We start from the raw sequence: 23,837 nt of genomic DNA on the forward strand, positions 1-23,837 counted from the left end.
TGAATTCGCTCTCATTATATCACTAAAAACTAGTCATTTCATCTGAAACTGATGATTTCTCTTTTAAATAGGTTGCCAACAACTGATCTCTTTCTTCGATATAAGTGTTCCGGTGGTCCTCTGGATGGACTCGATTAGATAAAAAGATAAGCGCTGATTGTTGTTGCACATCAATTAGCAAAAAAGTGCCTGTATAGCCTGTATGGAATAATAATGGCCGTTGCGTAGCTACATCATATTTAAAATCCCAGCCTAGAGAACGTGGTTTATCTGCAGCTGGCACTTGGTTAACTAGTAACAAATCAATTGTCTCTTTTTTCAAGAATTGGTGATTGTGATAACTGCCTCGATTTAAATACATTCGAACAAATTTTGTTAAATCATAGACATTGCTAAACAAGCCAGCATTCCCTGCATGTTCCCGTAAAACGAATGCCTTAGGATCATGGGTTGCACCTCGAATCAACCCTCTTTGTTCATGTAATTCTGTTGGCACACAGTTTAAAGGATTCTTTGGTAGAAACGTACTTTCGTTCATCCCTAAAGGAAGCAATACTCGCTCAGATAAAATTTCTATCATTGATTGTTGGAACATTTCTTCTAACATAAAGCCTAATAAAATAGTCCCTGCATCTGTATAGACGACTTTTTTACCTATTGCTTTGCCTGCGTGAAATGAATGATTGTAGGCGTCTTTTAATTCTTGGGCATTCAGCTGATCACGATTAGGAATATAGCCTTGTAAATCTGCCGTATGTGTCAACAAATGCCGGATTGTAATATTAGAATCTTGAAAAGAGGGATAATAAGTTTGTAATGATTGATCTAGAATAATTTTTCCTTCTTCCACTAATTGCAAAATAACGGTGGTGGTGCCGACTACTTTGGTTAAAGAAGCCACATCAAACAGCATGGCCGAGGTTAATTGTTCTTTGGTGGGTTTTACTTGTGCCAGTCCCCAACAATTGCTCTCCTCTTTTTCACCTTCAATGAAACAAAAACTAGCCCCCGAAAAAACACCTTTTTTCATCATTTTTTGAATTTTCCACTTTGTTTTTTCGTACATTTTTTCACCTTCTATTTTTAATATTAAAGGAAAAGTCTAGAATAAGTTCCGAACAAAAGTAGCGTTAAACTTTTATTCCGACTTTATTCCAGACTTGCTAAAACAAGCTTATTTTGTCTGTCTAAGCGTTTATTTTAAGACAAACCACCATTCCAAGCCAATTGGATCAAACACAGTGACAATCGCTTTTTTCTGGTCAATAAAGAACTCTTGATTTTTTGCCGTTAATTGTTGCTCCATTGCTAAAATATGTTCTTGATCAGAGAGCTTAATGGTAAAGAAATCTAAACCTAAGTGTGGATCAGGTAATTGATCCACTTCACTTGTTTCAGGTTTTTGGAATCCAATAGTTGCTTTGCCATCTTCTAAAACAAATTGATCTTTTTCATTGCGTTTTAAACCCAGAACTTCCTCATAGTATGCTTTTATTTCTTTTTGATTGTTTGTTTTTAATTGCACATGCGCTAAATATGACCCAGCGGCTAACCCTTGATGTGGCTCTAAGTCCTCACTGATAAGATCTTTAAGCACAATTGGTTGCTTTTCAGAAGTCGAATTTGCTGTTGCTTCATCGTGAAAAATCTCAAATTGATTACCTTCAAGATCAGTAATGAACATGCTTTGTCGTGTGCCAATTTGGAAACTTTCATCAATTGGGTAGTCTTGCTCAAGCACTCGTTGAGCAATTTGTAAAAATTCTTTTTCCGTAGGAACTTTAATTGAGAAATAAGCCATTTGCTTTTCTTCATTATGAAAATCTTCGGCTTTTCTAGTTTCTTCTAAAATTAATAATTGCGTTCCTGCTTCACGTGTACCCCAGATAGACAGGTTATTTTCTTCTGACTTTAAAACAAAACCCATTACTTTTTTATAAAAGTCGACCATTTCGCCAACTTTTTTCGCACGAATGGCAATTGTTTTTAATGTCGCAGCTTTTTCTAATTGAAATTCAGTCATTTTTTCTGTTACCTCCATTTTCTTCTCTCCCATTTTATACATCTCTTGCTATTTCATCAAGTAATATCCTGTTTTTCTCAAAAGAAAATAGAAATTTTTCAATTTCGCTAACTTTTTGTTAAAAAAATAAGGCTTCAGGAACCAGTCTTTACGACTATGGTTCCTGAAGCCTCATCATGAATTACTATTTTTTTGCTTCGCCTTTTAGGCTACTTCTTCTGAAAACTGACTGTTATATAAGTCAGCATAAAAACCGTTTTTCGCCATTAATTCATCGTGGGTTCCTGTTTCTACAATTGAACCTTCTGCCATAACGATAATCGTATCGGCATCACGGATAGTCGACAAGCGATGAGCGACTACAAAGCTGGTCCGATTTTCCAATAAACGATTCATTGCTGCTTGAATCAGTATTTCTGTTCGAGTGTCCACACTTGAGGTGGCTTCATCCAAAATTAAAACGTCTGGATTTGCTAAGAATGCTCGAGCAATTGTAATTAATTGTCGTTGACCTTGAGAAATATTGCTGGCTTCTTCATTTAGAATCGTTTGATAGCCTTCTGGTAATTTTCTGACAAAATCATCCACATGGGCTGCTTTCGCCGCACGGATCACTTCTTCTTCGCTCGCTTGCTCATTACCATAATGAATATTGTCATAGATACTTCCAGTGAACAACCAAGTATCTTGAAGAACCATTGAAAAGTGTGCTCGCAACTCTTCGCGAGATAAATCGCGCGTATCTACGCCATCATATTTGATGCTGCCGCTACTAATATCATAGAAGCGTTCCAATAAGTTAATTAGGGTTGTTTTCCCAGCACCTGTTGGGCCCACGATTGCGACCATTTCCCCAGGTTTAACATTTAAATTGAAATCTTTCATTAATAATTTCTCTGGTGAATAGCCAAAAGCAACATGTTCAAAAGAAACACGATAAGGACTATCTGTTTCCACTGGTATGCCAGAAGGTTCATCCACCATTTCTTCTTCATCTAATACTTCAAAGACACGTTCTGCCGAAGCCACCGTAGCTTGGATTGTATTCATTAAATTAGCGATTTGAGTAATCGGTTGTGAAAATTGATTGGTATATTGAAGAAATGCTTGGACATCCCCTAAATCCATCATACCATTCGCTACTTTTACGCCACCAAGGACTGCAACAAACACGTAGCCTAGATTTTTGATAAAGTTCATTAAAGGCATAATGATCGCTGAAATAAATTGTGCTTTGCGACCAGCATGATATAATTTTTCATTTTCTTTTTCAAATACTTCTTGATCACTTTCTTCGTGGTTGAAACTTTTTACTACTACGTGACCACCGTAGGTTTCTTCGACTTGGTTATTCAATAATCCTAAGCTTTTTTGTTGAGCCGCAAAATGTTTTTGCGAGCGAGGCGCCACAACCATCACAACAATTAAACTTAATGGCACTGTTGCTAAGGCAATTAGTGTTAACTGCCAGCTAATGGTCAGCATCATCCAAAGTACACCCACAAATGTCACGATACTGGTAATTAATTGGGTTAAGTTTTGCTGTAAAGTACTCGCAATATTATCCATGTCGTTAATTGCCCGTGACATAATGTCCCCATTACTATGAGTATCATAATAGGAAATTGGAACTTTGTTCATTTTCGCTTCTAATTCTTGACGTAATTCATAAACTGTTCGCTGTGAAACACGTGTCATAATTACTTGCTGCAAGAAATTAAAGACAGCAGAAATAAGGTACATGGCAATAACAATTAATAAAATTTGACCAATTTTGTCAAAATCAATTGGAAAAGATGTTATTTTTAAGCCTTGTTTCATTTCAGCAGCGCCTTTCATGACGCCTTTAAAAATTTCAGTTGTTGCCTGTCCTAATACTTTTGGTGTTTGAATTTGGAAAACGACGGCTGCAATTGCTAATACTAAGACAGCAATAATTGACAGCATTCGTTTAGACATGTATCGAAATAAACGTTTCACTGTTTTCCAGAAATTTTTTGGTTTTGGCCCTTTTGCGCCAATGTTGCGTCCTGGTCCACCGCCCATTGGTCCGCCTTTTGGTCGACTACTCATGCAAGGTCCTCCTCTCTCAATTGAGAATGTACAATTTCTTGATACGTTTGGTTATTCGCTAATAACTCTTCATGCGTTCCTTTACCAACTAATTTCCCTTCGTCTAATACTAAAATTGTCGATGCTTCCATAACCGTACTTACACGTTGGGCTACTAAAACGACAATTGCATCCGTCATCTGCTCTTTTAAGGCTTTTCTTAAATTAGCATCTGTTTTGAAATCCAATGCAGAAAAGGAATCATCAAAAACATAGACATCTGCTGGTTTTACTAAAGCACGAGCAATAGCCAACCGCTGGCGTTGTCCGCCAGAGAAATTACCGCCGCCTTGTTCGACATGACTATCCAAACCTTCTGCCAATTCTGAAACAAACGCCTTCGCCTGCGCAATTTCTAAGGCTTGCCAAATTTCTTCATCGGTCGCATTTGGGGCGCCGTATTGCATATTTTCACGAATCGTTCCTGTAAATAAAACAGCCTTTTGCGGTACAAAGCCAATCATTTCTCGTAAATTATGCTGTGACGTATCTTTAATGTTTTTACCATTTAGCAAAATCTTGCCAGATTCAACATCATAAAAGCGTGGTAAAAGATTAACCAGCGTTGTTTTCCCAGAACCAGTCCCACCAATAATCGCGACCGTCTCCCCAGATTTTGCTGAAAAATCTATATCTTCCAGTGCTAAGTTTTCAGCATGCTGGTAACGATAATTAACATGTTCAAACGCCAATGTTGCTTTGTCGCCTTTTAGAGAGAGTAGTTCTGGATTGGGTACATCTTTGATTTCTGAATCAGTATTTAGCACCTCATTAATCCGATCAGCAGAAGCTTGCGCCCGCGGTACCATGACAAAAATCATGGATAACATCATGAAACTCATCAGAATTTGCATGGCATAAGTCATAAAGGCAATTAAGTTACCTACCTCTAGTTGCATTTCCGCAATATAATGACCGCCAAACCAGGTGATTGCAATATTGGTACCACTCATAATGAGTGTCATTAAAGGAATCATCAAAGCGACAATCGTATTCACTTTAATCGCCGTTTGTGTATAATCCTTATTGGCTTCATCAAAACGTTGTTCTTCATAGTTTGCTTTGCCAAAGGCCCGAATCACACGAACTCCTGTCAGTCCTTCACGAAAAACTAAATTTAAACGGTCTGTTTTCTTTTGCATGCTTTTAAATAACGGAACCGCTAAAAACATGATACCTCCCACTAAAACAGCCATAATTGGTAAAACATATAGAAAAATTTTCGTTAATTGTGGGTCCTTGTTATACGCCATAAAACTTGCACCAATTAACGTTAAAGGTGCGTTAATCATTAAACGTAAAAACATTTGCATAACCATTTGAATCTGATTGACATCATTGGTTGTTCGTGTAATTAGCGAAGCTGTCCCAAATTTATCAAATTCATTATTAGAAAAATTTTCAACTTTTCGATAAATATCAGTCCGTAATTTTTTTCCTAAACTTTGTGATTCTTTGGTGGCAAAAAAGGTATTTCCAATAGAAGCGACAATGCTAATCAAAGAAAAGCCTAACATGACAACTCCTGTACTCCAAATATAGTTAATATCTCCTTTAGCGACACCGTCATTAATGATATTAGATGTTAATGTGGGCAGATATAAATCTGCGATAATTTGTACGATCATAAATACAACCGCTGCAAAGACCGACCATAATGACATCCGTTTGACTAGTTTAATCAACTAACTTCTCCTCCTTTTTGCTACTTATAAGCGCCATTTTTCAACCAACTTAATTTCATTTTTAATTGTTTGACTGCTTCAGTTGAATCATAGGCAGTATTTTCTCTTTGTTGACGATACCCATCAACAATTGTTGAGAAAACGGCATGCATCGCCGTCTGCATGAACCATGTGAATTCTTTTGGCGTTTCAATGGTTAATTTCGAATGATCAATTATTTGATAAAGATGTTCTGCATAGGCAGCATGGCCTTTTCTTCCTCTATGCTTATGACAGTGCTGTTTCCTATTTTTTTCCTCTTCCCCAGTCGCTAAATTATCCGTCACCCGACGTGAAGCACGATAGTCCATGTTGACAAATAAATTCCGATAGAAAGAAGCATTCTCTCCAGTTAGCACTTCGACAATCATTTTGGAGAAATAGACATCCATGGCTTCGATTAAATCACCATTTTCCGCAATAATTTGTTTCTCTAAATCTCGTTCACTATTTTTTCTTAATGTCGCAAAGTAATAAAAATACAAATCTTCTTTGTTCTCAAAATATTGATAAAAGCTACCGCGCGGAATTCCCGCTAATTTAACAATATTTGCAATTGACGCTTCTTGTAAAGAATGGCGCGAAAATTCAATTTGCGCAGCATCTAATAAGCGTTGTTGCTTTTCTTCTGGCAAATGAAAAAACGTATTCGTAGGCATATTTGTGTTCCTCCCTTTTATGACACATTGTCACATGACACCATGTCATTATAGCACTCTCTATTCAGAATGCAAGTTTTTTACAAAAAAAATCAAGCACCTAGCAAGACAAAATTGATGTTAGATTCTGTCTCACCAGTTGCTTGATTAATAATAGTGTTTGATGCATTCTTGTAACAAGCCAGCGACCTCTTTTATAGGTCCATTGGCATCTATTCGTTGATAATTAGGATATTGTTCCAATTGGTTTTTGATAAGAATTTCTTGATCATAAAGGTTTAAACGTTCTTCAATAATTTTAGGATCAGATTCTCGTTGTTTTAAACGTTGATAAATATTTTCTTTTGAAACGTCAAAAAAAACTGGAATGACGGACTCGCCGAAACGCTCAAAGACCGCTTGAAAGCCTGGAAAAGTTAACGCATTATAGGCTGGATGCTCTTTCGTTGTTTCAACGATGGCAGCTACACCGACACCGTAATAGTTTCCATGGTAAAAATCATACTCCACTAACTGATTGGTTTCAATCAAGGCTTGAAAACTTGCTTTTGTTTCAAAATAGTAATCCACGCCATCCACTTCATCCAATCGTTTTTTCCTCGTAGTATGCGAGATAACTTTATAGTTTTTCGGAAAAACCTTACTTGTAATTGCGGTCTTGCCAGAACCACTCGGACCCATAATAACAAAAAATGGATGTTGTAATTGCTTAATCATTAGAAACGCTCCTCTCAGTTGTTTCTATTATAACGTATTGTGCACTATTTTGAAAAATTGACAAAAAAGAGCTTGGGCCAAAAATCACTTTAGATTTTTGGTCCAAGCTTAAAAATTAATAAACAGCGGAAACAGAAGCAACAACCTACTACGCTTATCTTGTTTTGTTTAATTACAATAACTAGTCTAAGTTTTGTCCATTAGTTTCAATAACTTGTTTGTACCAATTAAACGATTTTTTTTCATAACGGTTTTTAGTACCATTTCCTTCATCGTCTAAATCAACGTAAATAAACCCATACCGTTTACTCATTTCACCTGTGGAAGCACTGACTAAATCGATACAGCCCCACGGCGTATAGCCCATTAAATCGACGCCGTCTGCAACTGCTTCTGCCATTGCTTCAATATGACGACGTAAATAATCAATCCGATAGTCGTCTGCCACATAGAAATTTTCGTCTACTTTATCAATTGCACCTAAGCCGTTTTCCACAATAAATAAAGGTTTTTGATAACGATTATATAATTCATTTAGGGCGATTCGTAAGCCTTCGGGATCAATTTGCCAACCCCATTCACTTGCTTCTAAGAAGGGATTTTTAACGCCGCCTAAAAGATTCCCATTTGCTGTATCGTTGGTAGTACCAGTAACATCGACAGCAGTCGACATATAATAACTAAAGCCAATGTAATCCACTGGGTATTCTTTTAATAATTCTAAATCTCCTTCTTCAATAACTAAGTCTTTCACAGCATATTTTTGATACATGCGTTCTGCGTATGCTGGATATTCACCACGAACTTGAACATCTGTACAATAATAATTAAACTCTTGGTTTTCAATCATTGTAGCAACTTGATTGACTGGATTCGAATCAATGCCATACGTTGTGGCATAAATAATCATACATCCAATTTGTAATTCTGGATTTAATTCATGGCCAATTTTTACAGCTTTACTACTTGCAACAAATTGATTATGCCATGCTTGGAAAATGTTTTGATAATCATTGGCTCCATTGCTTTTTACCAATCCTTGACTAAGCGCTGGGAAATGAAAAGCTGAATTAATTTCATTGAATGTCATCCAATAGTTAACTTTTTGGTGGTAACGTGTTAAAACAGTTTCCGCAAAACGTTCATAAAAGTCAACTAATTGACGATTTTTCCACCCGCCGTATTCTTTCGCTAAATGCAGTGGCATTTCATAATGAGAAATCGTAATTACTGGTTCAATGTTATAGCTTAAACATTCATCGATAACCGCATCATAAAATTTCAAGCCGGCTTCATTCGGTTGTGTTTCATCTCCTTGTGGAAAAATACGCGACCACGCAATTGAAAAGCGATAACATTTGAAGCCCATTTTAGCAAACAACGCAATGTCCTCTTTAAAGCGATCATAGTGATCAATTCCTGTATGATTAGGGTAGCGATATTTCGTTTCGTCAATCGTCCAATCAAACGCTTCATCTCCTAAAATAGCGAAACGTTGTTTTCCTCCCGGCATCGCATCTGCCACAGATAACCCTTTACCATCGGCTAAGTAAGCCCCTTCTAATTGATTGGCTGCGGTCGCACCGCCCCATAAAAATCCTTTTGGAAATTTTGTCGTTGTTGTCATACTTGTTCCTCCTCCAATTGTCTTTTATTTAATAATGGCTAAAAAGTCTTCACCATGTAACACGTCTGTTTGGTTCATATCCAAAACATCTAAATAATCATTCGTATTCGTTACCACAATCGGTGTAACTACCGGATAACCAGCTTCTTTAATGGCAGCAATATCAAAAGTAACTAGCAAATCTCCTTTTTTAACAGAATCACCTTGTTTCACTGATAATTCAAAGCCTTTACCATCTAATTCGACCGTATCCATGCCAATATGCATTAATAATTCAACGCCCTCTGTTGTCGTCAAGCCAACAGCATGTCCTGTCGGAAATAATGTGGTGATTTCACCATCTGCGGGTGCATACAGTTTGCCTTCAGTCGGCTCAATTGCAACACCTTTTCCTAAAGCACCTGAAGCAAAAACAGGGTCTTGTACTTTTTCTAGCGGTAAAATTTCACCTTGAAGTGGACTTGCTAAAATAATTTTGTCTTCTTGATTCGTTTTTACAGGTGCCACCATCTTATCAGTTTCTGTTTTTTCAGTTGCTGTTTCTGGATTAGGTTGATCTTCAAAACGTAAGACAAACGTTAAGACAAACGCAATGATAAAGGCAATTCCGGCACCAATTGCACCAGTAATCATCGGTGCAGTATCTTTTGTCTCTGCAGGAATAAAGCCAGGCAAGCTCAACATACTAACCAAGCCAAACGTAAAGTTTTTCACGTGATTCATAGCCACAAATGCACCACCGATACCGCCACCAATACAAGCTGCAATAAATGGTTTTTTCAATGGTAAAGTCACGCCATATACAGTTGGTTCAGTAATTCCAAAAATAGTCGTAATACTTGAAGACAAAGCCAAACCTTTTAGTTTCACATTTTTTGTTAGGAAAAAGACAGCTAAAGCAGCCCCGCCTTGTGCAATAACGGCTGGTAATAACATCGGTACCATCGTATCGCCACCTTGTGTTAAGTTTAACATCATAATTGGTACAAAGCCCCAATGCATACCAAACATTACCAAGACTTGCCACAACGAACCCATTAATAACCCTGCGATAATTGGACTAAAAGCGTAAATTGCGTTGTATCCTTGTCCCAACCAATCGCCGATGACCGTCCCGATAGGACCAATAGCTAAGAAGGTAACAGGTGCCATAATAAGGAAAACAGCTAACGGAACGCAGATAATTTGTAGAAAACTCGGAATTACTTTTTTGAAGAAACGTTCTACATAACTTTGTGCAAAAACAGCCAAAATAATTGGTAAAACCGAAGAAGTATAGCCACTTGGCCCAATAATCACTGGAAGACCAGCAAAGCTAATTGTTTTGCCTGCTAAAGCAGTAATGCTGGGATGAACCAAGGCCATCGCCAAAGCAACCGCTAAAAAGGGATTAGTATTGAATTTTTTAGCAGCCGTAAACGCTAACATAATTGGTAAGAAAGTAAATAAACCATCTGCAATCGAAAAGAGAACAAGATATACGCCTGAAGTGTCAGCTAACCAGCCCATAGTTACAGCCAATGTTAAGAAGCCTTTTAGAACCCCAGCGCCGGCCATTGCACCTAAAAACGGTGTAAAAATAGAAGAAATAATATCAATTAAACGGTTAAAGATATTTCCGCCACTTTCTTTTTCTCTATTATCAGAATCATTACCTAGTCCACTGTTGGCCATCAAATCCTTATAGACATCACTAACGTGACTGCCAATAACCACTTGATATTGTCCTGCACTTTGAACTACCTGAATAACATCTGGGTCAGCATTCAATGCAGCTGTATCTGCTTTATTTTCATCTTTTAATTTAAAACGTAAGCGTGTAGCACAGTGAACAACACTATTAACGTTGCCTTCGCCCCCAACAGCTTTTAACACACGTGCTGCAATTTCTTGATTTTTACTCATCTCTAGATCCTCATTTCCATTAATTTTTAATATCAAAAAAACCTACATTGAAAAAGAGCCAGATCCTTCTCTTCACAGCTGCGCAGTCTGCGAAAATCGTTATCGGTTTTTTCAATCTAGGTTTTGCCTGCATTATCAGTAACAATCCGCGATTATTGGTTGTTATGCTTTTTTATCATTGACCACTCTTTGGATATGAATGGTTAAATAAATCATTTCCGCTTGATCAATTGGTCGATCATAGCTTTTTAATAAATACTCATTAATACGTTGGACCGCTTGAAACGCCTTAGGATACTTTCCTTGGACCAATGCAAAAAGAAATTCGTCCTCCTCATCATGCGCTTCTTGTTTTAAATAACGTTGCGCAAAATATTGAAGATGTGTAACAATTCGTTGATAGTTCAATGAATCTTCATCAAACACCTGTCCAAAGTAGCGACTAATAATCGTTAAAATATCACGAACCATCTTGGTTGCTTCCATGGTAACTTCCATATTGCCATTTCCTTGTTCAGCATTCACAATATGAAAAGCAATGAAGCCCGCTTCATTTTCTGAAAATTGAACCCCTAGCTTTTCAGCAATAATCGCTAATGCTTGCTTTGCGATTTCAAATTCTTTAGGATAAAATTTGCGTGTTTCGAATACAAGAGGATTCGGAATATCAATTCCTTCTTTGGCTCGAAGTAACGCATAGTGAATATGATCCGTTAAAGTTAAATAAATATTTGATGAAAGCTCAATCGCTAGCGTTGTTTCTGCTAAATCAACGATTTGTTTGACGACTTCTACTTCTTTGGTGGGGACGTCTTCAAACAGCTGCTGGAATTGCCCTGCCATAGCGGAGTCCTTTAACACGAATTCCTTTTCAACATAATCTGGATTGATCGTGTCTCCAATCTTCTTTTGAAAGGCTAAGCCGCGTCCCATATAAACAATTTCTTCGCCTTGCTCATTTCTTGAAAGCACGACATTATTATTTAAAACTTTTTCAATCCTCATGATGAATGCAACCTCACTTTTTTATAAAAAAAGCCCAGAATCCCTCCACTGATTGTGTTAATGGAAGACTCTGGTTTTGCCTGCAAAGCAGTAACAATCCTTATTTACAAAGTAATAATAGCATGCTTTTTTTTAATATGCAAGCCTTTCCAAAAAAATATTTTTATTTATTTTTTACTCTGTTGATCCATTTTAAAAAAAAGTTTACTAAAAGTAAAAAAAAGACTTGCTTTCTCTTACTTTTTATTAGTAAAATAGAGATGTTGAATTTTTAAACTATTTATTTTAAGGAGATTACACAATGTCAAAATTATTAGTTGTTAAAGCACATCCATTAACAAAAGAAGAATCACGCTCAGTTCGTGCGTTAGAAACATTTTTAGCTTCATACCGTGAAACAAATCCATCAGACGAAATCGAAATTTTAGATGTTTATGCCCCAGAAACAAACATGCCGGAAATCGATGAAGAATTATTATCTGCTTGGGGTGCACTTCGCGCTGGCGCAGCATTTGAAACATTAAGCGAAAACCAACAACAAAAAGTGGCTCGTTTTAATGAATTAACTGATCAATTTTTATCTGCAGACAAAGTAGTAATTGCTAATCCAATGTGGAACTTAAACGTACCGACACGCTTAAAAGCTTGGGTAGATACAATCAACGTTGCTGGAAAAACATTCCAATATACTGCAGAAGGACCAAAACCTCTAACAAGTGGTAAAAAAGCCTTACACATCCAATCAAATGGCGGCTTCTACGAAGGAAAAGATTTTGCTTCTCAATACATTAAAGCGATTCTAAACTTTATTGGCGTTGATCAAGTTGACGGATTATTCATCGAAGGAATCGATCATTTCCCTGATCGCGCGGAAGAACTTTTAAATACTGCCATGACCAAAGCAACTGAATACGGTAAAACATTCTAAATTTTCCGAGTGATTTACATCAAAAAGAGACAAGCAGTTCGTTCACTGCTTGTCTCTTTTGTTACGTAGATTCTTGTTGATCTGGCTTATCTTCATCATACAAACCGGAAACGATTTGGTACCACTCAAAAATGTGTGTAATTATCACCTTAGCTGCGGCATAAACAGGAATTCCTAAAATCACCCCGACAATCCCAAATAGTTTACCAGACGTTAATAAAACAACCAAAATGGTGACTGGATGAATGGATAACTGACTGCCTAGGACAAGTGGTGAAATAAACCGACCTTCGACCGTTTGCTCAATGGCAAAAACAATCAAGACTTTAATTAACAAAGCTGGCCCACTGACAATTCCTAAAAAGACTGCTGGAATCATGGCTAAAAATGACCCTAAATAAGGGATTAAATTTAAAAAGCCTGCTGCAATACCTAAAGTGACTGCATAATCTAAGCCAATGACAGAAAAACCAATCATAAACATAATTGCCACTGCGAAAGCGACAGTTAATTGTCCTCTAATATAAGAAGAGACTTGATCATTGACTTCTGCAAGAACTTTTAAGGTTGGTTTACGCATCTTCACTGGTAAAAACTTCATTAAATATGGCGCTAAGTTTTTGCCATCTTTCAGTAAATAAAATAGAATAAACGGCATCGTAATGATGGCGACAAAGATCGTAGCCACCGCCCCAAAGAAATTACCAATTCCTTGTACTGTGAACGTTGAGACGTTTTTAATGATGGTACCTAACGAGCTGACAACTTTATCGCCTGCCGCTTCAAGTTGTTCTCTAAATTGCGCGAAAAGTGGATCACTTAATATTTCCTGCGATTTTTGATCAATTGTATCAATATATTGAGGAAAATGATTCACAAAGCTGACAGATTGCTCACGAATTTTAGGAACGATTACAATACCACCCCAAATGAGTAGTGCCACAATTAAAATAAATAGGCCGATAATACTCCAGACACGTGAGATTTGTTTTTTCTCTAAATAATCGACAATTGGATTTAATAAATAATATAAAATCCCCGCCATAATTACTGGTAAGCCGACAACGCCGAAAAACTGCCAGACGGGCTTAAATAAATAAGAAACTTTCGTAAAAGTTAGAATAATTAACAGCACCAATAAGACAATCAGTAAGGCTGTTACTACTTGATTATTTAAAAACCAACGCCAAAACCAAGACAGGCGTTTATCAGTCGTTTGTTTTTTATCCATTGATTCACGCTCCATTTACTAAATAATCAATTGTTGTTCCAATAGTTATCTTTGGTAACTGATGGGGCGTTAAATAAACACCATTCCGGATAACATCATCCTCATCGGTTGGTGCATCAGCAAAGATTAAAGTGCTGTGAGCGATACTTTGCAAGTTACTATTGGCAAAAGAACCCACTTTTGTGATTGTATAGTTTGTATCGCCAATTTTCAGATGATCTCCTTCTGCCAAGGTAACTTGGTCTTTTTCTGGGAATGATTGAATAACTGCATGTTGCTTCAAGGTATCGGTAGCAGTTTCTCCAAAAAGAATAATCATTTTTTCTGAATCATCGATTGCATGTTTGCCTATTTCTGTTACGGTTGCTTGCATCTTCCATCCCACTCCTTCATTATCTTACTTCTATTATTATAGCATAGAATAAAATAGATATTCAGGAAAAAGAAAAGGCGGTGAACAATCGTCAATTGACTTTTGTTCACCGCCTTAAAATAAGTTTTTATTTAAAGAAGTTCATAATATGAGTCCAAATTTTTTCATCAAAGACATCCATTGGATTCCCATTTCCAATCAAACCATAACCAATCATTGTTCCCACAACAAATAAGATAATGACTAACGAAATGACCACTAGAATTTTCAATAATGTTACTAAAATATAACGAAATGAACTCATACGTTTGACTCCTTTAGATTACTGTCGTTGCTTGTTTTTCTTCAATTTTTTCATCATTGACACGTTCAACGTTCGCGCCTAATTTTTGAAGTTTTTTATGGAACTCATAATAGCCACGATCTAAATATTTCAAATTAGAGACACGTGTAATGCCATTTGCACGTAACCCTACTAAAATCAATGCGGCAGCTGCCCGTAAATCAGTGGCTTCCACTGCTGCTCCTTGTAACTCGTTGCCACCATTAATAACGGCAATGTTGCCGTCAATTTTTAAGTCAGCGTTCATTCGACGCATTTCCTCTAAGTGTTGGTAACGATTTTCAAAGACTGTTTCTGTCACGATGCTTGTTCCTTCAGCAAACATTTGGATCGCTGTCATTTGTGCTTGCATGTCTGTTGGGAAACCAGGATGCGGCATTGTCTTAACATCTGTTGGTTTTAGATGTTTTGGTCCAATTACACGGATGCCGTTTTCTTCTTCTTCAATGATTGCACCCATTTCAGTTAATTTAGAAATTAGCGGACGATTATGTTCAGAAATTGCTTCTTCAATTAAAACATTGCCCTCAGTCATTGCTGCAGCTACCATGAACGTACCTGCTTCAATTCGATCTTGAACGATTGAATGCTCTACGGCATGTAATTTATCGACGCCTTCGATACGCATCGTTTCTGTCCCAGCACCGATAACATTGGCACCCATTTTGTTTAAAATGTTTGCTAAGTCAACGATTTCAGGTTCACGAGCAACGTTTTCAATGATAGTTGTTCCTTTCGCACGAACAGCAGCCATCATAATGTTTTGCGTAGCGCCGACACTTGGGAAGTCTAAGTAAATAGTGTTACCGATTAGTTCATCCGCAATTGCTTCAATATAACCATTTTTTTGGATGATTTTTGCACCTAATGCTTGGAAGCCTTTTAAGTGTAAATCAATTGGTCGTTTCCCAATGGCACAGCCACCTGGCATTGCCACTTTGGCATGACCATTACGAGCCAATAAAGGTCCCATTACAACGATAGAAGCACGCATTTTACTAACGTACTCATAGTTTGCTTCGATCCCTAAAGGTTGTGTTGCGTCTATTGTTACTTCATTCGCGTCTTCATCAAAATCAATGGCTACATTCAAATGCTTAATTACTTGATTCATTGTAAATACATCAGATAAAATTGGTACATTTTTTAAAGTAGTAACGCCTTCTTCAGCTAAAAGAGTAGCTGCTAAAATTGGTAAAACAGCGTTTTTGGCGCCTTCAATTTTTACAGTTCCTTCTAATTTTGTATTACCACCATGAACAATAATTTGTTCCATTTTGTTCCCCCCAAAAAAATGAGAATAGGTATTCCTATTCAAAATCTTTACTATTATACCATTATTCAACTAAAAATTGTACCTTTTTTTATTTTTCAATTTTTAAGGAAAATACACAATGAAAAGATTTCGACAAAGCGCAATCAATTCTAAAGCAAACGAGCTAACTGTGTATCCGATAGCGATGGCGAAAAATACCATCAACATTCTGATTTGCGGTGTAAATTGGGTTTTGAAAAATTGCTCAATACGCAATGATTGCAACGCCCAAAAACTTATGTAAATGAACATAAGATGACTAACGATTCGAACAATAGCATCTACTCCATAGTATTGCATAAGGAGCCTCCTTTTTTCTAACGTAGGAACATTTTATCACAAAATAATAAAAACCGATAATTAATCCACTTGAAATGCCAAAATTTGACACTATTTATTAAAAAATACGAAGAAATAGAGTTTAAGGCAACTGACTCAATAGCAAGCGCCTTAAACTCTACAAAAGTGACTGAATCCTTCAGCCTTTTTTACCCATGTTTCGATACGTTGATCCGGTTGATTGCACGATGCAAAGCAACAGTCGCACGACGTAGTTGATCGCGGTCATCTTTTGCTTTGGCTTCTTCAATTAAACGTTCTGCTCGTTGTTTTGCTCGTTCAGCACGAGGTACATCGATATCTCGTTCACGTTCGGCACTATCGGCAATAATAGAAACGACATTATCACGGACTTCCATGATACCACCATTTACAGCTACCCAGTCAACATGTGTATCTGAATCGGTCCGTTTGATGCGGACTTCATCAATCGCTAGCGGAACGATGATTGGCGCATGTTTTGGTAAAATACCAATTTCACCATCTGTTGTTTTCGCCACAACGATTTTTGCATGGTGGTCATAAACTAGACCATTAGGCGTTACTACATTCACAGTAAGACTATCCATTGTGTTTGCCGCCTTTCTAGTAGTTTAATTGTTTCGCTTTTTCGATGGCATCTTCAATTTTACCGACACTACGGAAGGCTTCTTCTGGCAGATTGTCATGTTTACCTTCAAGAATTTCTTTAAAGCCACGAACTGTTTCCGCAACTGGTACATAAGAACCAGGTTGACCTGTAAATTGTTCAGCAACGTTAAAGTTTTGAGATAAGAAGAATTGAACACGGCGTGCGCGACCAACAAGTACTTTTTCGTCATCTGATAATTCGTCCATCCCTAAAATAGCGATGATATCTTGTAATTCACGGTAACGTTGTAAAATATGTTGCACTTCGGTAGCCACTTCGTAGTGTTCTTCTCCAACAATTTCAGGAGCCAAGGCACTAGAAGATGAAGCTAACGGATCTACCGCTGGATAAATCCCTTGTTCGGTTAATTTACGTTCCAAGTTAGTTGTTGCATCCAAATGGGCAAACGCTGTTGCTGGCGCTGGATCGGTATAGTCATCGGCTGGAACATAGATTGCTTGAATAGAGGTAATTGATCCTTTTTTCGTTGAAGTAATCCGTTCTTGTAATTGTCCCATTTCAGTCGCTAAGGTTGGTTGGTAACCAACGGCTGACGGCATCCGACCTAAAAGGGCAGAAACTTCTGAACCGGCTTGTGTGAAACGGAAAATGTTATCAATAAATAATAGCACGTCTTGTCCTTCCACATCACGGAAATATTCAGCAATCGTTAACCCAGTTAAAGCCACACGCATCCGTGCACCTGGTGGTTCGTTCATTTGACCAAAAACCATGGCTGTTTTTTCAATAACGCCTGAATCTTTCATTTCATAGTACAGGTCGTTCCCTTCACGTGTCCGTTCACCAACACCAGTAAAGACGGAAATCCCTCCATGTTCTTGGGCAATATTATGAATTAATTCTTGAATTAAGACGGTTTTACCAACACCGGCACCACCGAAAAGTCCGACTTTACCACCTTTTAGATAAGGTGCTAATAAGTCAATAACTTTAATCCCTGTTTCTAAAATTTCATTACTGGTACTTAATTCATCAAATGCTGGCGCTTTTTTATGAATCCCACTACGTTCAGCATCTGCAGGGAATGGCGCTTCTAAGTCAATTGTGTCTCCTAAAACGTTAAACACACGACCCAATGTATCTTTACCAACAGGAACTGAAATTGATTTTCCTGTATCGATAACTTCCATTCCACGTTGTAAACCATCTGTCGATTCCATGGCGATAGAACGAATCACTCCATCACCTAGTTCTAAAGCGACTTCAAGTACTACTTTTTGTTTTGCTTCGCCATTTTTATAAACGACTAAAGCGTTGTTAATATCGGGTAAGGATTGATCTAATGAAAATTCCACGTCAACAACGGGACCGATTACTTGAACAATCTTTCCTGAACTCATAATTTCTTTCCTCCAGTCTTCATAAAGTCACACGCTTTGAACGTTTTTATAAACGTTCAAACGTAAGACTAGATTATTCTAGTGCAGCTGCACCAGCAACAATTTCTGTAATTTCTTGGGTAATCGCCCCTTGACGAGCACGGTTATAAGAAATTGTTAAATCGCTAATAATATTTTGCGCATTGTCAGTGGCTGTTTTCATGGCGGTCATCCCAGCAGCATGTTCTGCTGTTTTCGCATCAATGATCGCCCCATAAATTAAGCTTTCTGCATATTGTGGTAATAATTGATCCAAGATTGCTTCAGGTGAAGGCTCTAAAAGATATTCTTGTTCGTAAGAGGTCGCCTCTGATGGATCTAAATCAGTAATTGGCAACATTTTTTCCACACGAAACTGACTCGTTAGTGAGTTAACGTGGTGATTATAACAAACATACAATTCATCAAACACTTCGTTTTGGTACATAGTCGTTGCCGTTGTCACAATCTTACGGACTTCTTCAAACGTTGGTTGATCCGTTAAGCCTCTTAACTCATAGGAAACATCGATTCCGCGTGCTTTAAAGAAATCCGCCCCTGTACCACCAATGGCGATTAAGGCATATTCTTTATTAGAATCATGGTCTTCTTGAATCATACTCATGGTTTGTTTTAAGATTGAGCTATTGTAGCCACCAACTAACCCTTTGTCAGAAGTGATAACGATATAGCCTGTTTTTTTGACAGGTCGTTGTGCTAACATCACATGATAGTTCCCTTCACTAAGAGAAGATTGTTCTGTTTCACGTAATTCACTTAACTGAGCAGCTACTAAATGCGTAACGACACTACGAATTTTTGAAGAATATTCTTGAAAGCTTTTAGAGGCGCCTTCTGACTTGGTCAATTTGGCTGCAGAAACCATTTGCATCGCTTTGGTAATTTGGCTTGTCTTTTTTGTTGATGCAATGCGTTGTTTGATTTCGTTTAATGAAGCACCCAATGTCGCTCACCTCTCTTATGCGTTATCGATTTTTTCTAAAGCTTCTTTGGCTGAATCTCCGCTATTGTTTGCCGCTGCAAACATTTCAGAAAACTCTGTAATCGCTGCATCTAATGCATCAGTATCTGGTAAGTCTTTCGTTGTACGAATGGTTTCCAATAAGTCTGCATGTTTGCCATCAAAATAATCGAATAAATCTTGTTCAAAGTGTAAAATTTTATCTACGCTCACGCTATCTAAAAAGCCGTGTGTTAACGCATATAAAATTAAGACTTGTTTTTCTACAGGCAGTGGCGCATGTAGTTTTTGTTTTAAAATTTCTACCGTACGACGACCACGGTTTAATTTAGCTTGTGTTGCCGCATCTAAATCAGAGCCAAATTGTGTAAAGGCTTCTAACTCACGGTAACTAGCTAAGTCTAAACGAAGCGTTCCGGCAACTTTTTTCATTGCTTTGATTTGCGCTGATCCTCCGACCCGAGAAACAGATAACCCAGCATCAACGGCTGGACGAGTGCCTGCATAGAACAAGTCGCTTTCTAAGAAAATTTGTCCATCAGTGATTGAAATAACGTTTGTTGGAATATAAGCAGAAATATCGCCTGCTTGTGTTTCAACGAATGGTAAGGCTGTCATTGAACCGCCACCTAATTCATCACTTAATTTAGCTGCACGTTCTAATAAACGTGAGTGTAAATAGAAGACATCCCCTGGATAAGCTTCACGACCTGGTGGACGGCGTAATAGTAGAGAAAGTTCACGATAAGCCACGGCTTGTTTTGATAAGTCATCAAAAATAATTAAGACATGTTTGCCGTTATACATGAATTCTTCACCCATTGCAGTTCCTGCATATGGTGCAATGTAAAGTAATGGTGCTGGTTGTGAAGCCCCTGCAGTCACAACGATTGTATAATCTAAGGCACCAAATTTACGAAGTGTTTCTACTTGGTTACGAACAGTAGATTCTTTTTGACCAATCGCTACATAAATACAAATTACATCTTGTCCTTTTTGGTTAATAATTGTATCAATTGCAATCGATGTTTTCCCTGTTTTACGGTCTCCAATAACTAATTCCCGTTGTCCACGACCAATTGGTACGAGGGCATCAATGGCTTTTAAGCCAGTTTGCATTGGTTCAGCAACAGATTGACGTTGCATAACACCGGGAGCTGTTGCTTCCACAGGACGTGTTTTGTCTGTTTTAATTTCGCCTAAACCATCTAATGGTTGACCTAATGGATTAACAACACGGCCAATCAAAGCTTCCCCAACGGGTACTTCCATGATTTTGCCTGTGCGTTGTACTTTATCTCCTTCACGAATGGTTTCAAAATCGCCAAGGATAATAATCCCTACATCATTTGTTTCTAAGTTTTGTGCCATTCCGTATGAACCGTTTGAAAACTCAACAAGTTCTCCACTCATGGCATTTTCTAAACCGTGGGCGCGGGCAATTCCGTCACCGACGTAAGTGACTGTTCCAACTTCTTCAACAGCAAGCTGTTGTTGATAGTTTTCGATTTGTTCTTTAATCAAGGCACTGATTTCTTCTGCTTTGATAGCCATTCAATTCACCTCTTTGTAGTCCTAAAGATTATTTTAATAACTTCTGCTGCATATGTTCTAATTGTTTGCGGATGCTGCCATCGATTACTTGATGGTTTGCTTCAATAACCACTCCGCCGACAATTGACGGGTCAATTAAATTGACTAAATGCGCTTGTTCATACCCTAATAATTGGGCAGCTTTTTCTTCCATTGCTTGATGTTGTTCTTTTGATAAAGGAATGGCTGTTGTCACTGAACCCAAAATTAGTCCTTGGTGCTCATCATAACGTCGTTCATATTCATCAATCATCAAGAGCAGATCGTACATGCGACGATATTCGTAAACCACTCGCAAAAAGTTTTGCATCATTTCACTAAAACCTGTTACTAGTTTTTCCATGATGCTGTCTTTTTCATAAGGCTCTAAGCGATCATCACTTAAAATATCGCCAATACCAGGTACTTGGTGATAGACTTCGCGAAGCGTCAATAATTCTTGATAAATTGCTTCAGCTTGGTTCTTTTCAACTGCCAACTCAAACAAAGCCTTGCCGTAGCGTTTACCAACTGTATATTTATCTAGTTTCATTTGCTTTACCTAAACTTTCAATATAAGAATCAATCAATGCTTCATGTGCATCTGGTGTTAATTCTTTATTTAAAATTTTGGCTGCAATTTGAAGAGAAAGATCTGCCACTTCATTTTTTACTGAAGACAATGCTTCTTCACGTTCTTGAGAAATATCTGTCCGAGCTTTTTCGCGTAAGCGAGTAACTTCCGCAGTTGTTTCTTTTAATGTTTTTTGGCGAGTCTGTTCTCCACTTTCTTTCGCGTTTTTAATAATTTCAGCTGCTTCTGATCTGGAAGAAAGTAATTGTTGTTGACGTTCTTTTTCCATTTTCGCTGCTGCTACGCGAGATTGTTCTGCAGAGTCTAAATCGTTGGCAATTTTTTCTTCACGTTGTGTCAAAATATCTACGATTGCTCCCCATGCATATTTCTTTAATAAGAGCATCAAGATTAAAAATGCACCACTGACAACAATCATCGTGCCTAGTGTGGTACTAGGAGCCGTTTCACCGACTACCAATGTAGTAAGTAGCATGAAGTCTCAACTTCCTTTCCTGCAAAAATCGATTTAGCTTCTTCAACTGCTTTATCACCAGCTATTGAAAAGGCTAAAGATAGAAGAAAGCAGTGACGGTCCCGATAATAATCAGCGTCCTGCCTCCATTTTATTGCTTATCTGAATAAAAGTAATAAAGAAACAACGACACCTAAAATTGGCACAGCTTCGATTAAAGCGACCCCGATAAACATTGTTGTTCTTAATTGACCAGACATTTCTGGTTGACGAGTCATTGACTCGATTGTTTTTGAAATAACTTGTCCGTTACCGATAGCGGCTCCGATAGCTGAACCGAAAATTGCAATTGCTGCTGCGATAAAATTTAATCCTTCCATTGTGTAAAATCCTCCTAAAAGATAATTTTTGTCCTTCGTATTTCTTGATTATTCTTCTGTTTCAATTTTGTGTGACATATAAACCATTGAAAGTGTCACAAAGATAAACGCTTGGATACATCCAATAAAGATTGAGAATGCTACCCAAATCATTTCTAGCGGAATTGCTAGTGGGATAACCCATAATCCGACGCTTGCTACGGTTCCAGCAATTAAGCCCAATAGAACTTCGCCGGCAAAAATGTTTCCGTACAAACGCAAGCCTAATGTTAATAGATTCGTGAATTCTTCCATTAATTTTACCGGTAGTAAGAAACCAACGGGTCTTAAATAACTATTAACTAGATAGCCTTTAAAACCAAAGCGTTTCATACCAAAGAAGTGTGTTAAGACAATCATCATCATCGCTAACGTTAAGGTTACGATTGGATCGGCGGTTGGACTTTTCCAAACGCTGAGATCGTCGCCCACAACGATTTTTGTAACGAGACCCAAGATGTTTGAAACAAGTACAAACATGAAGAGGGTAAACGCCATTAAATGAAAATTGCTCACTTCTTTACGAGGTAAATTGTCTGTAATGATTCCACGAATAAAATCCACTAACCATTCGATGACCGTTTGTTTGCCTTTAGGTCGTAGCTTCATATTTCTCGTACAAGCATAGACAAAGGCGAAAACAATGATACACGTCAACAGCACCATCAAAACAATGGTTCCATCAAACCAAATTGGTCCGATATTGAAGAGTAATTTCTTCTCTTCCAAATCAATTCACCTCTTTTCCAACAATCTTTCAGAAGTTTCATCCTACTCCTGAGTGATAATCCCTGGCAAAGCTATCGTACCACCACTTGTTGATAATTTACAAATAGTTTACTTTTAAAATTTCATGTGTTGAAAATTGGTTGGAAAACCTTTTCCATAAACCAATCTAATGCAGGGTGGTACTGCTTTCCGAAGCGATTAAAAAATGAATCATTTACATTCATTTACTCAACACTTACCAGATTTTACACCTAATCCGAAGAAAGGCAAGCAAATATGCGAAAAAGAATAAATTTACATTTTTAACGTCGGTTATTTTTTAATGTTCGGCTGATTTGTCGGTCAACTTCCTTACGTTTCAAGTCTTCACGCTTGTCGTACTGCTTTTTCCCTTTAGCTAAACCAATCAAAACTTTGGCATAGCCGTCTTTAATATAGACCTTCAAAGGTACTAATGTGATACCTGTATTTTTGGTTTCGCCGATTAACTTATTAATTTGTTTTTTGTGTAATAATAATTTTCTGGTACGTAATGGGTCATGATTAAAAATATTGCCCTGTTCATATGGACTAATATGAACATTATACAAAAAGGCTTCTCCGTTTCGAATTCGTGCAAAACCATCTTTTAAATTGATACGACCATTTCGAATAGATTTGATTTCTGTTCCTTGTAAAACAAGCCCAGCTTCAACCGTATCGATAATTGAATAATCATGTCTAGCTTTGCGGTTTTGTGCGATTAATTTTCCTTCCCCTTTTGGCATAAGCGACC

Annotated in this window: 24 protein-coding genes; 1 reads left to right on the forward strand and 23 read right to left on the reverse strand. The window is 37.6% G+C overall.

What is annotated here, in order from left to right:
* Positions 1 to 22: 22 nt before the first annotated feature.
* The 9 genes from IGL32_RS09830 to licT form a co-directional block, all read right to left on the reverse strand.
* Entirely contained in the window at positions 23 to 1,066 is a 1,044-nt protein-coding gene (locus IGL32_RS09830; RefSeq protein WP_002387144.1) for a serine hydrolase domain-containing protein, read from the reverse strand.
* 129 nt (positions 1,067 to 1,195) lie between these two features.
* The gene (locus IGL32_RS09835; protein WP_002359617.1) at positions 1,196 to 2,065 is read right to left on the reverse strand and encodes a VOC family protein; all 870 of its coding nucleotides are present in this window, start codon (positions 2,063 to 2,065) and stop codon (positions 1,196 to 1,198) included.
* 162 nt (positions 2,066 to 2,227) lie between these two features.
* On the reverse strand, positions 2,228 to 4,096 hold the full coding sequence (locus tag IGL32_RS09840) for an ABC transporter ATP-binding protein (protein ID WP_002359616.1): 1,869 nt from the start codon (positions 4,094 to 4,096) through the stop codon (positions 2,228 to 2,230).
* Entirely contained in the window at positions 4,093 to 5,820 is a 1,728-nt protein-coding gene (locus IGL32_RS09845; protein ID WP_002379719.1) for an ABC transporter ATP-binding protein, read from the reverse strand. The genes IGL32_RS09840 and IGL32_RS09845 overlap by 4 nt, the downstream gene beginning before the upstream one ends.
* A 20-nt stretch (positions 5,821 to 5,840) precedes the next feature.
* Positions 5,841 to 6,518, reverse strand: a complete 678-nt coding sequence (locus IGL32_RS09850; protein ID WP_002379720.1) for a TetR/AcrR family transcriptional regulator — start codon at positions 6,516 to 6,518, stop codon at positions 5,841 to 5,843.
* 147 nt (positions 6,519 to 6,665) lie between these two features.
* Positions 6,666 to 7,235, reverse strand: coding sequence for a guanylate kinase (locus IGL32_RS09855; RefSeq protein ID WP_002387147.1), 570 nt, complete (start codon positions 7,233 to 7,235; stop codon positions 6,666 to 6,668).
* Positions 7,236 to 7,416: 181 nt separating this feature from the next.
* The gene (locus IGL32_RS09860; protein ID WP_002362575.1) at positions 7,417 to 8,862 is read right to left on the reverse strand and encodes a glycoside hydrolase family 1 protein; all 1,446 of its coding nucleotides are present in this window, start codon (positions 8,860 to 8,862) and stop codon (positions 7,417 to 7,419) included.
* A 24-nt stretch (positions 8,863 to 8,886) separates the two neighbouring features.
* Positions 8,887 to 10,767 carry a beta-glucoside-specific PTS transporter subunit IIABC gene (locus IGL32_RS09865; RefSeq protein WP_002359609.1) on the reverse strand — a complete coding sequence of 627 codons (1,881 nt, stop codon included), beginning with the start codon at positions 10,765 to 10,767 and terminating at the stop codon, positions 8,887 to 8,889.
* A 162-nt stretch (positions 10,768 to 10,929) separates the two neighbouring features.
* Positions 10,930 to 11,772, reverse strand: coding sequence for a BglG family transcription antiterminator LicT (licT, locus tag IGL32_RS09870; RefSeq protein ID WP_002359608.1), 843 nt, complete (start codon positions 11,770 to 11,772; stop codon positions 10,930 to 10,932).
* Positions 11,773 to 12,073: 301 nt separating this feature from the next.
* Between licT and IGL32_RS09875 the strand changes: the two genes are divergently transcribed.
* Complete coding sequence (locus IGL32_RS09875; RefSeq protein ID WP_002367152.1) at positions 12,074 to 12,700, forward strand: FMN-dependent NADH-azoreductase; 627 nt, start codon at positions 12,074 to 12,076, stop codon at positions 12,698 to 12,700.
* 61 nt (positions 12,701 to 12,761) lie between these two features.
* On the opposite strand, the gene IGL32_RS09880 is transcribed toward IGL32_RS09875, so the two are convergent.
* The 14 genes from IGL32_RS09880 to smpB form a co-directional block, all read right to left on the reverse strand.
* The gene (locus IGL32_RS09880) at positions 12,762 to 13,931 is read right to left on the reverse strand and encodes an AI-2E family transporter (RefSeq protein ID WP_002381494.1); all 1,170 of its coding nucleotides are present in this window, start codon (positions 13,929 to 13,931) and stop codon (positions 12,762 to 12,764) included.
* A gap of 4 nt (positions 13,932 to 13,935) precedes the next feature.
* A complete protein-coding gene (locus IGL32_RS09885) occupies positions 13,936 to 14,304 on the reverse strand; it encodes a PTS glucitol/sorbitol transporter subunit IIA (RefSeq protein ID WP_002356567.1) in 369 nt (122 codons plus the stop codon).
* 127 nt (positions 14,305 to 14,431) lie between these two features.
* Entirely contained in the window at positions 14,432 to 14,608 is a 177-nt protein-coding gene (locus tag IGL32_RS09890; RefSeq protein ID WP_002356564.1) for a DNA-directed RNA polymerase subunit beta, read from the reverse strand.
* Positions 14,609 to 14,621: 13 nt separating this feature from the next.
* Positions 14,622 to 15,923 (reverse strand): UDP-N-acetylglucosamine 1-carboxyvinyltransferase, encoded by a 1,302-nt coding sequence (murA, locus tag IGL32_RS09895; RefSeq protein WP_002356562.1) that lies wholly within the window; start codon positions 15,921 to 15,923, stop codon positions 14,622 to 14,624.
* 102 nt (positions 15,924 to 16,025) lie between these two features.
* On the reverse strand, positions 16,026 to 16,262 hold the full coding sequence (locus tag IGL32_RS09900; protein ID WP_002356560.1) for a DUF1146 family protein: 237 nt from the start codon (positions 16,260 to 16,262) through the stop codon (positions 16,026 to 16,028).
* Positions 16,263 to 16,450: 188 nt separating this feature from the next.
* A complete protein-coding gene (locus IGL32_RS09905) occupies positions 16,451 to 16,870 on the reverse strand; it encodes a F0F1 ATP synthase subunit epsilon (protein WP_002356559.1) in 420 nt (139 codons plus the stop codon).
* A 16-nt stretch (positions 16,871 to 16,886) separates the two neighbouring features.
* Positions 16,887 to 18,293, reverse strand: coding sequence for a F0F1 ATP synthase subunit beta (gene atpD, locus IGL32_RS09910; RefSeq protein ID WP_002356558.1), 1,407 nt, complete (start codon positions 18,291 to 18,293; stop codon positions 16,887 to 16,889).
* A 73-nt stretch (positions 18,294 to 18,366) separates the two neighbouring features.
* Complete coding sequence (locus IGL32_RS09915; RefSeq protein WP_002359606.1) at positions 18,367 to 19,275, reverse strand: F0F1 ATP synthase subunit gamma; 909 nt, start codon at positions 19,273 to 19,275, stop codon at positions 18,367 to 18,369.
* Positions 19,276 to 19,290: 15 nt separating this feature from the next.
* The gene (atpA, locus tag IGL32_RS09920) at positions 19,291 to 20,847 is read right to left on the reverse strand and encodes a F0F1 ATP synthase subunit alpha (RefSeq protein WP_002356555.1); all 1,557 of its coding nucleotides are present in this window, start codon (positions 20,845 to 20,847) and stop codon (positions 19,291 to 19,293) included.
* 28 nt (positions 20,848 to 20,875) lie between these two features.
* Positions 20,876 to 21,418 carry an ATP synthase F1 subunit delta gene (gene atpH / locus IGL32_RS09925; RefSeq protein WP_002356554.1) on the reverse strand — a complete coding sequence of 181 codons (543 nt, stop codon included), beginning with the start codon at positions 21,416 to 21,418 and terminating at the stop codon, positions 20,876 to 20,878.
* Positions 21,405 to 21,935: a F0F1 ATP synthase subunit B gene (gene atpF / locus IGL32_RS09930; RefSeq protein WP_002365031.1), complete on the reverse strand. Its 531-nt coding sequence runs from the start codon at positions 21,933 to 21,935 to the stop codon at positions 21,405 to 21,407. Before atpF ends, atpH begins: the two co-directional genes overlap by 14 nt.
* Positions 21,936 to 22,072: 137 nt before the next feature.
* Entirely contained in the window at positions 22,073 to 22,294 is a 222-nt protein-coding gene (gene atpE, locus IGL32_RS09935; protein WP_002356552.1) for an ATP synthase F0 subunit C, read from the reverse strand.
* A 48-nt stretch (positions 22,295 to 22,342) separates the two neighbouring features.
* Positions 22,343 to 23,062, reverse strand: a complete 720-nt coding sequence (gene atpB, locus IGL32_RS09940) for a F0F1 ATP synthase subunit A (protein WP_002356551.1) — start codon at positions 23,060 to 23,062, stop codon at positions 22,343 to 22,345.
* Positions 23,063 to 23,364: 302 nt separating this feature from the next.
* Positions 23,365 to 23,829 carry an SsrA-binding protein SmpB gene (gene smpB, locus IGL32_RS09945; RefSeq protein ID WP_002356550.1) on the reverse strand — a complete coding sequence of 155 codons (465 nt, stop codon included), beginning with the start codon at positions 23,827 to 23,829 and terminating at the stop codon, positions 23,365 to 23,367.
* Between the last annotated feature and the right edge of the window lie 8 nt (positions 23,830 to 23,837).

The sequence above is a fragment of the Enterococcus sp. AZ035 genome, from assembly GCF_050548325.1.
GTDB classification, from domain to species: Bacteria; Bacillota; Bacilli; order Lactobacillales; family Enterococcaceae; genus Enterococcus; species Enterococcus faecalis.

Excerpts from the sequence above, each read along its gene's own strand:
- IGL32_RS09830 (WP_002387144.1), bottom strand. The coding sequence starts at position 1,066 with ATGTACGAAAAAACAAAGTGGAAAATTCAAAAAATGATGAAAAAAGGT.
- IGL32_RS09835 (WP_002359617.1), bottom strand. The coding sequence starts at position 2,065 with ATGTATAAAATGGGAGAGAAGAAAATGGAGGTAACAGAAAAAATGACT.
- IGL32_RS09840 (WP_002359616.1), bottom strand. The coding sequence starts at position 4,096 with ATGAGTAGTCGACCAAAAGGCGGACCAATGGGCGGTGGACCAGGACGC.
- IGL32_RS09850 (WP_002379720.1), bottom strand. The coding sequence starts at position 6,518 with ATGCCTACGAATACGTTTTTTCATTTGCCAGAAGAAAAGCAACAACGC.
- IGL32_RS09855 (WP_002387147.1), bottom strand. The coding sequence starts at position 7,235 with ATGATTAAGCAATTACAACATCCATTTTTTGTTATTATGGGTCCGAGT.
- IGL32_RS09860 (WP_002362575.1), bottom strand. The coding sequence starts at position 8,862 with ATGACAACAACGACAAAATTTCCAAAAGGATTTTTATGGGGCGGTGCG.
- IGL32_RS09865 (WP_002359609.1), bottom strand. The coding sequence starts at position 10,767 with ATGAGTAAAAATCAAGAAATTGCAGCACGTGTGTTAAAAGCTGTTGGG.
- licT (WP_002359608.1), bottom strand. The coding sequence starts at position 11,772 with ATGAGGATTGAAAAAGTTTTAAATAATAATGTCGTGCTTTCAAGAAAT.
- IGL32_RS09875 (WP_002367152.1), top strand. The coding sequence starts at position 12,074 with ATGTCAAAATTATTAGTTGTTAAAGCACATCCATTAACAAAAGAAGAA.
- IGL32_RS09880 (WP_002381494.1), bottom strand. The coding sequence starts at position 13,931 with ATGGATAAAAAACAAACGACTGATAAACGCCTGTCTTGGTTTTGGCGT.
- IGL32_RS09885 (WP_002356567.1), bottom strand. The coding sequence starts at position 14,304 with ATGCAAGCAACCGTAACAGAAATAGGCAAACATGCAATCGATGATTCA.
- IGL32_RS09890 (WP_002356564.1), bottom strand. The coding sequence starts at position 14,608 with ATGAGTTCATTTCGTTATATTTTAGTAACATTATTGAAAATTCTAGTG.
- murA (WP_002356562.1), bottom strand. The coding sequence starts at position 15,923 with ATGGAACAAATTATTGTTCATGGTGGTAATACAAAATTAGAAGGAACT.
- IGL32_RS09900 (WP_002356560.1), bottom strand. The coding sequence starts at position 16,262 with ATGCAATACTATGGAGTAGATGCTATTGTTCGAATCGTTAGTCATCTT.
- IGL32_RS09905 (WP_002356559.1), bottom strand. The coding sequence starts at position 16,870 with ATGGATAGTCTTACTGTGAATGTAGTAACGCCTAATGGTCTAGTTTAT.
- atpD (WP_002356558.1), bottom strand. The coding sequence starts at position 18,293 with ATGAGTTCAGGAAAGATTGTTCAAGTAATCGGTCCCGTTGTTGACGTG.
- atpA (WP_002356555.1), bottom strand. The coding sequence starts at position 20,847 with ATGGCTATCAAAGCAGAAGAAATCAGTGCCTTGATTAAAGAACAAATC.
- atpH (WP_002356554.1), bottom strand. The coding sequence starts at position 21,418 with ATGAAACTAGATAAATATACAGTTGGTAAACGCTACGGCAAGGCTTTG.
- atpF (WP_002365031.1), bottom strand. The coding sequence starts at position 21,935 with ATGCTACTTACTACATTGGTAGTCGGTGAAACGGCTCCTAGTACCACA.
- atpE (WP_002356552.1), bottom strand. The coding sequence starts at position 22,294 with ATGGAAGGATTAAATTTTATCGCAGCAGCAATTGCAATTTTCGGTTCA.
- smpB (WP_002356550.1), bottom strand. The coding sequence starts at position 23,829 with ATGCCAAAAGGGGAAGGAAAATTAATCGCACAAAACCGCAAAGCTAGA.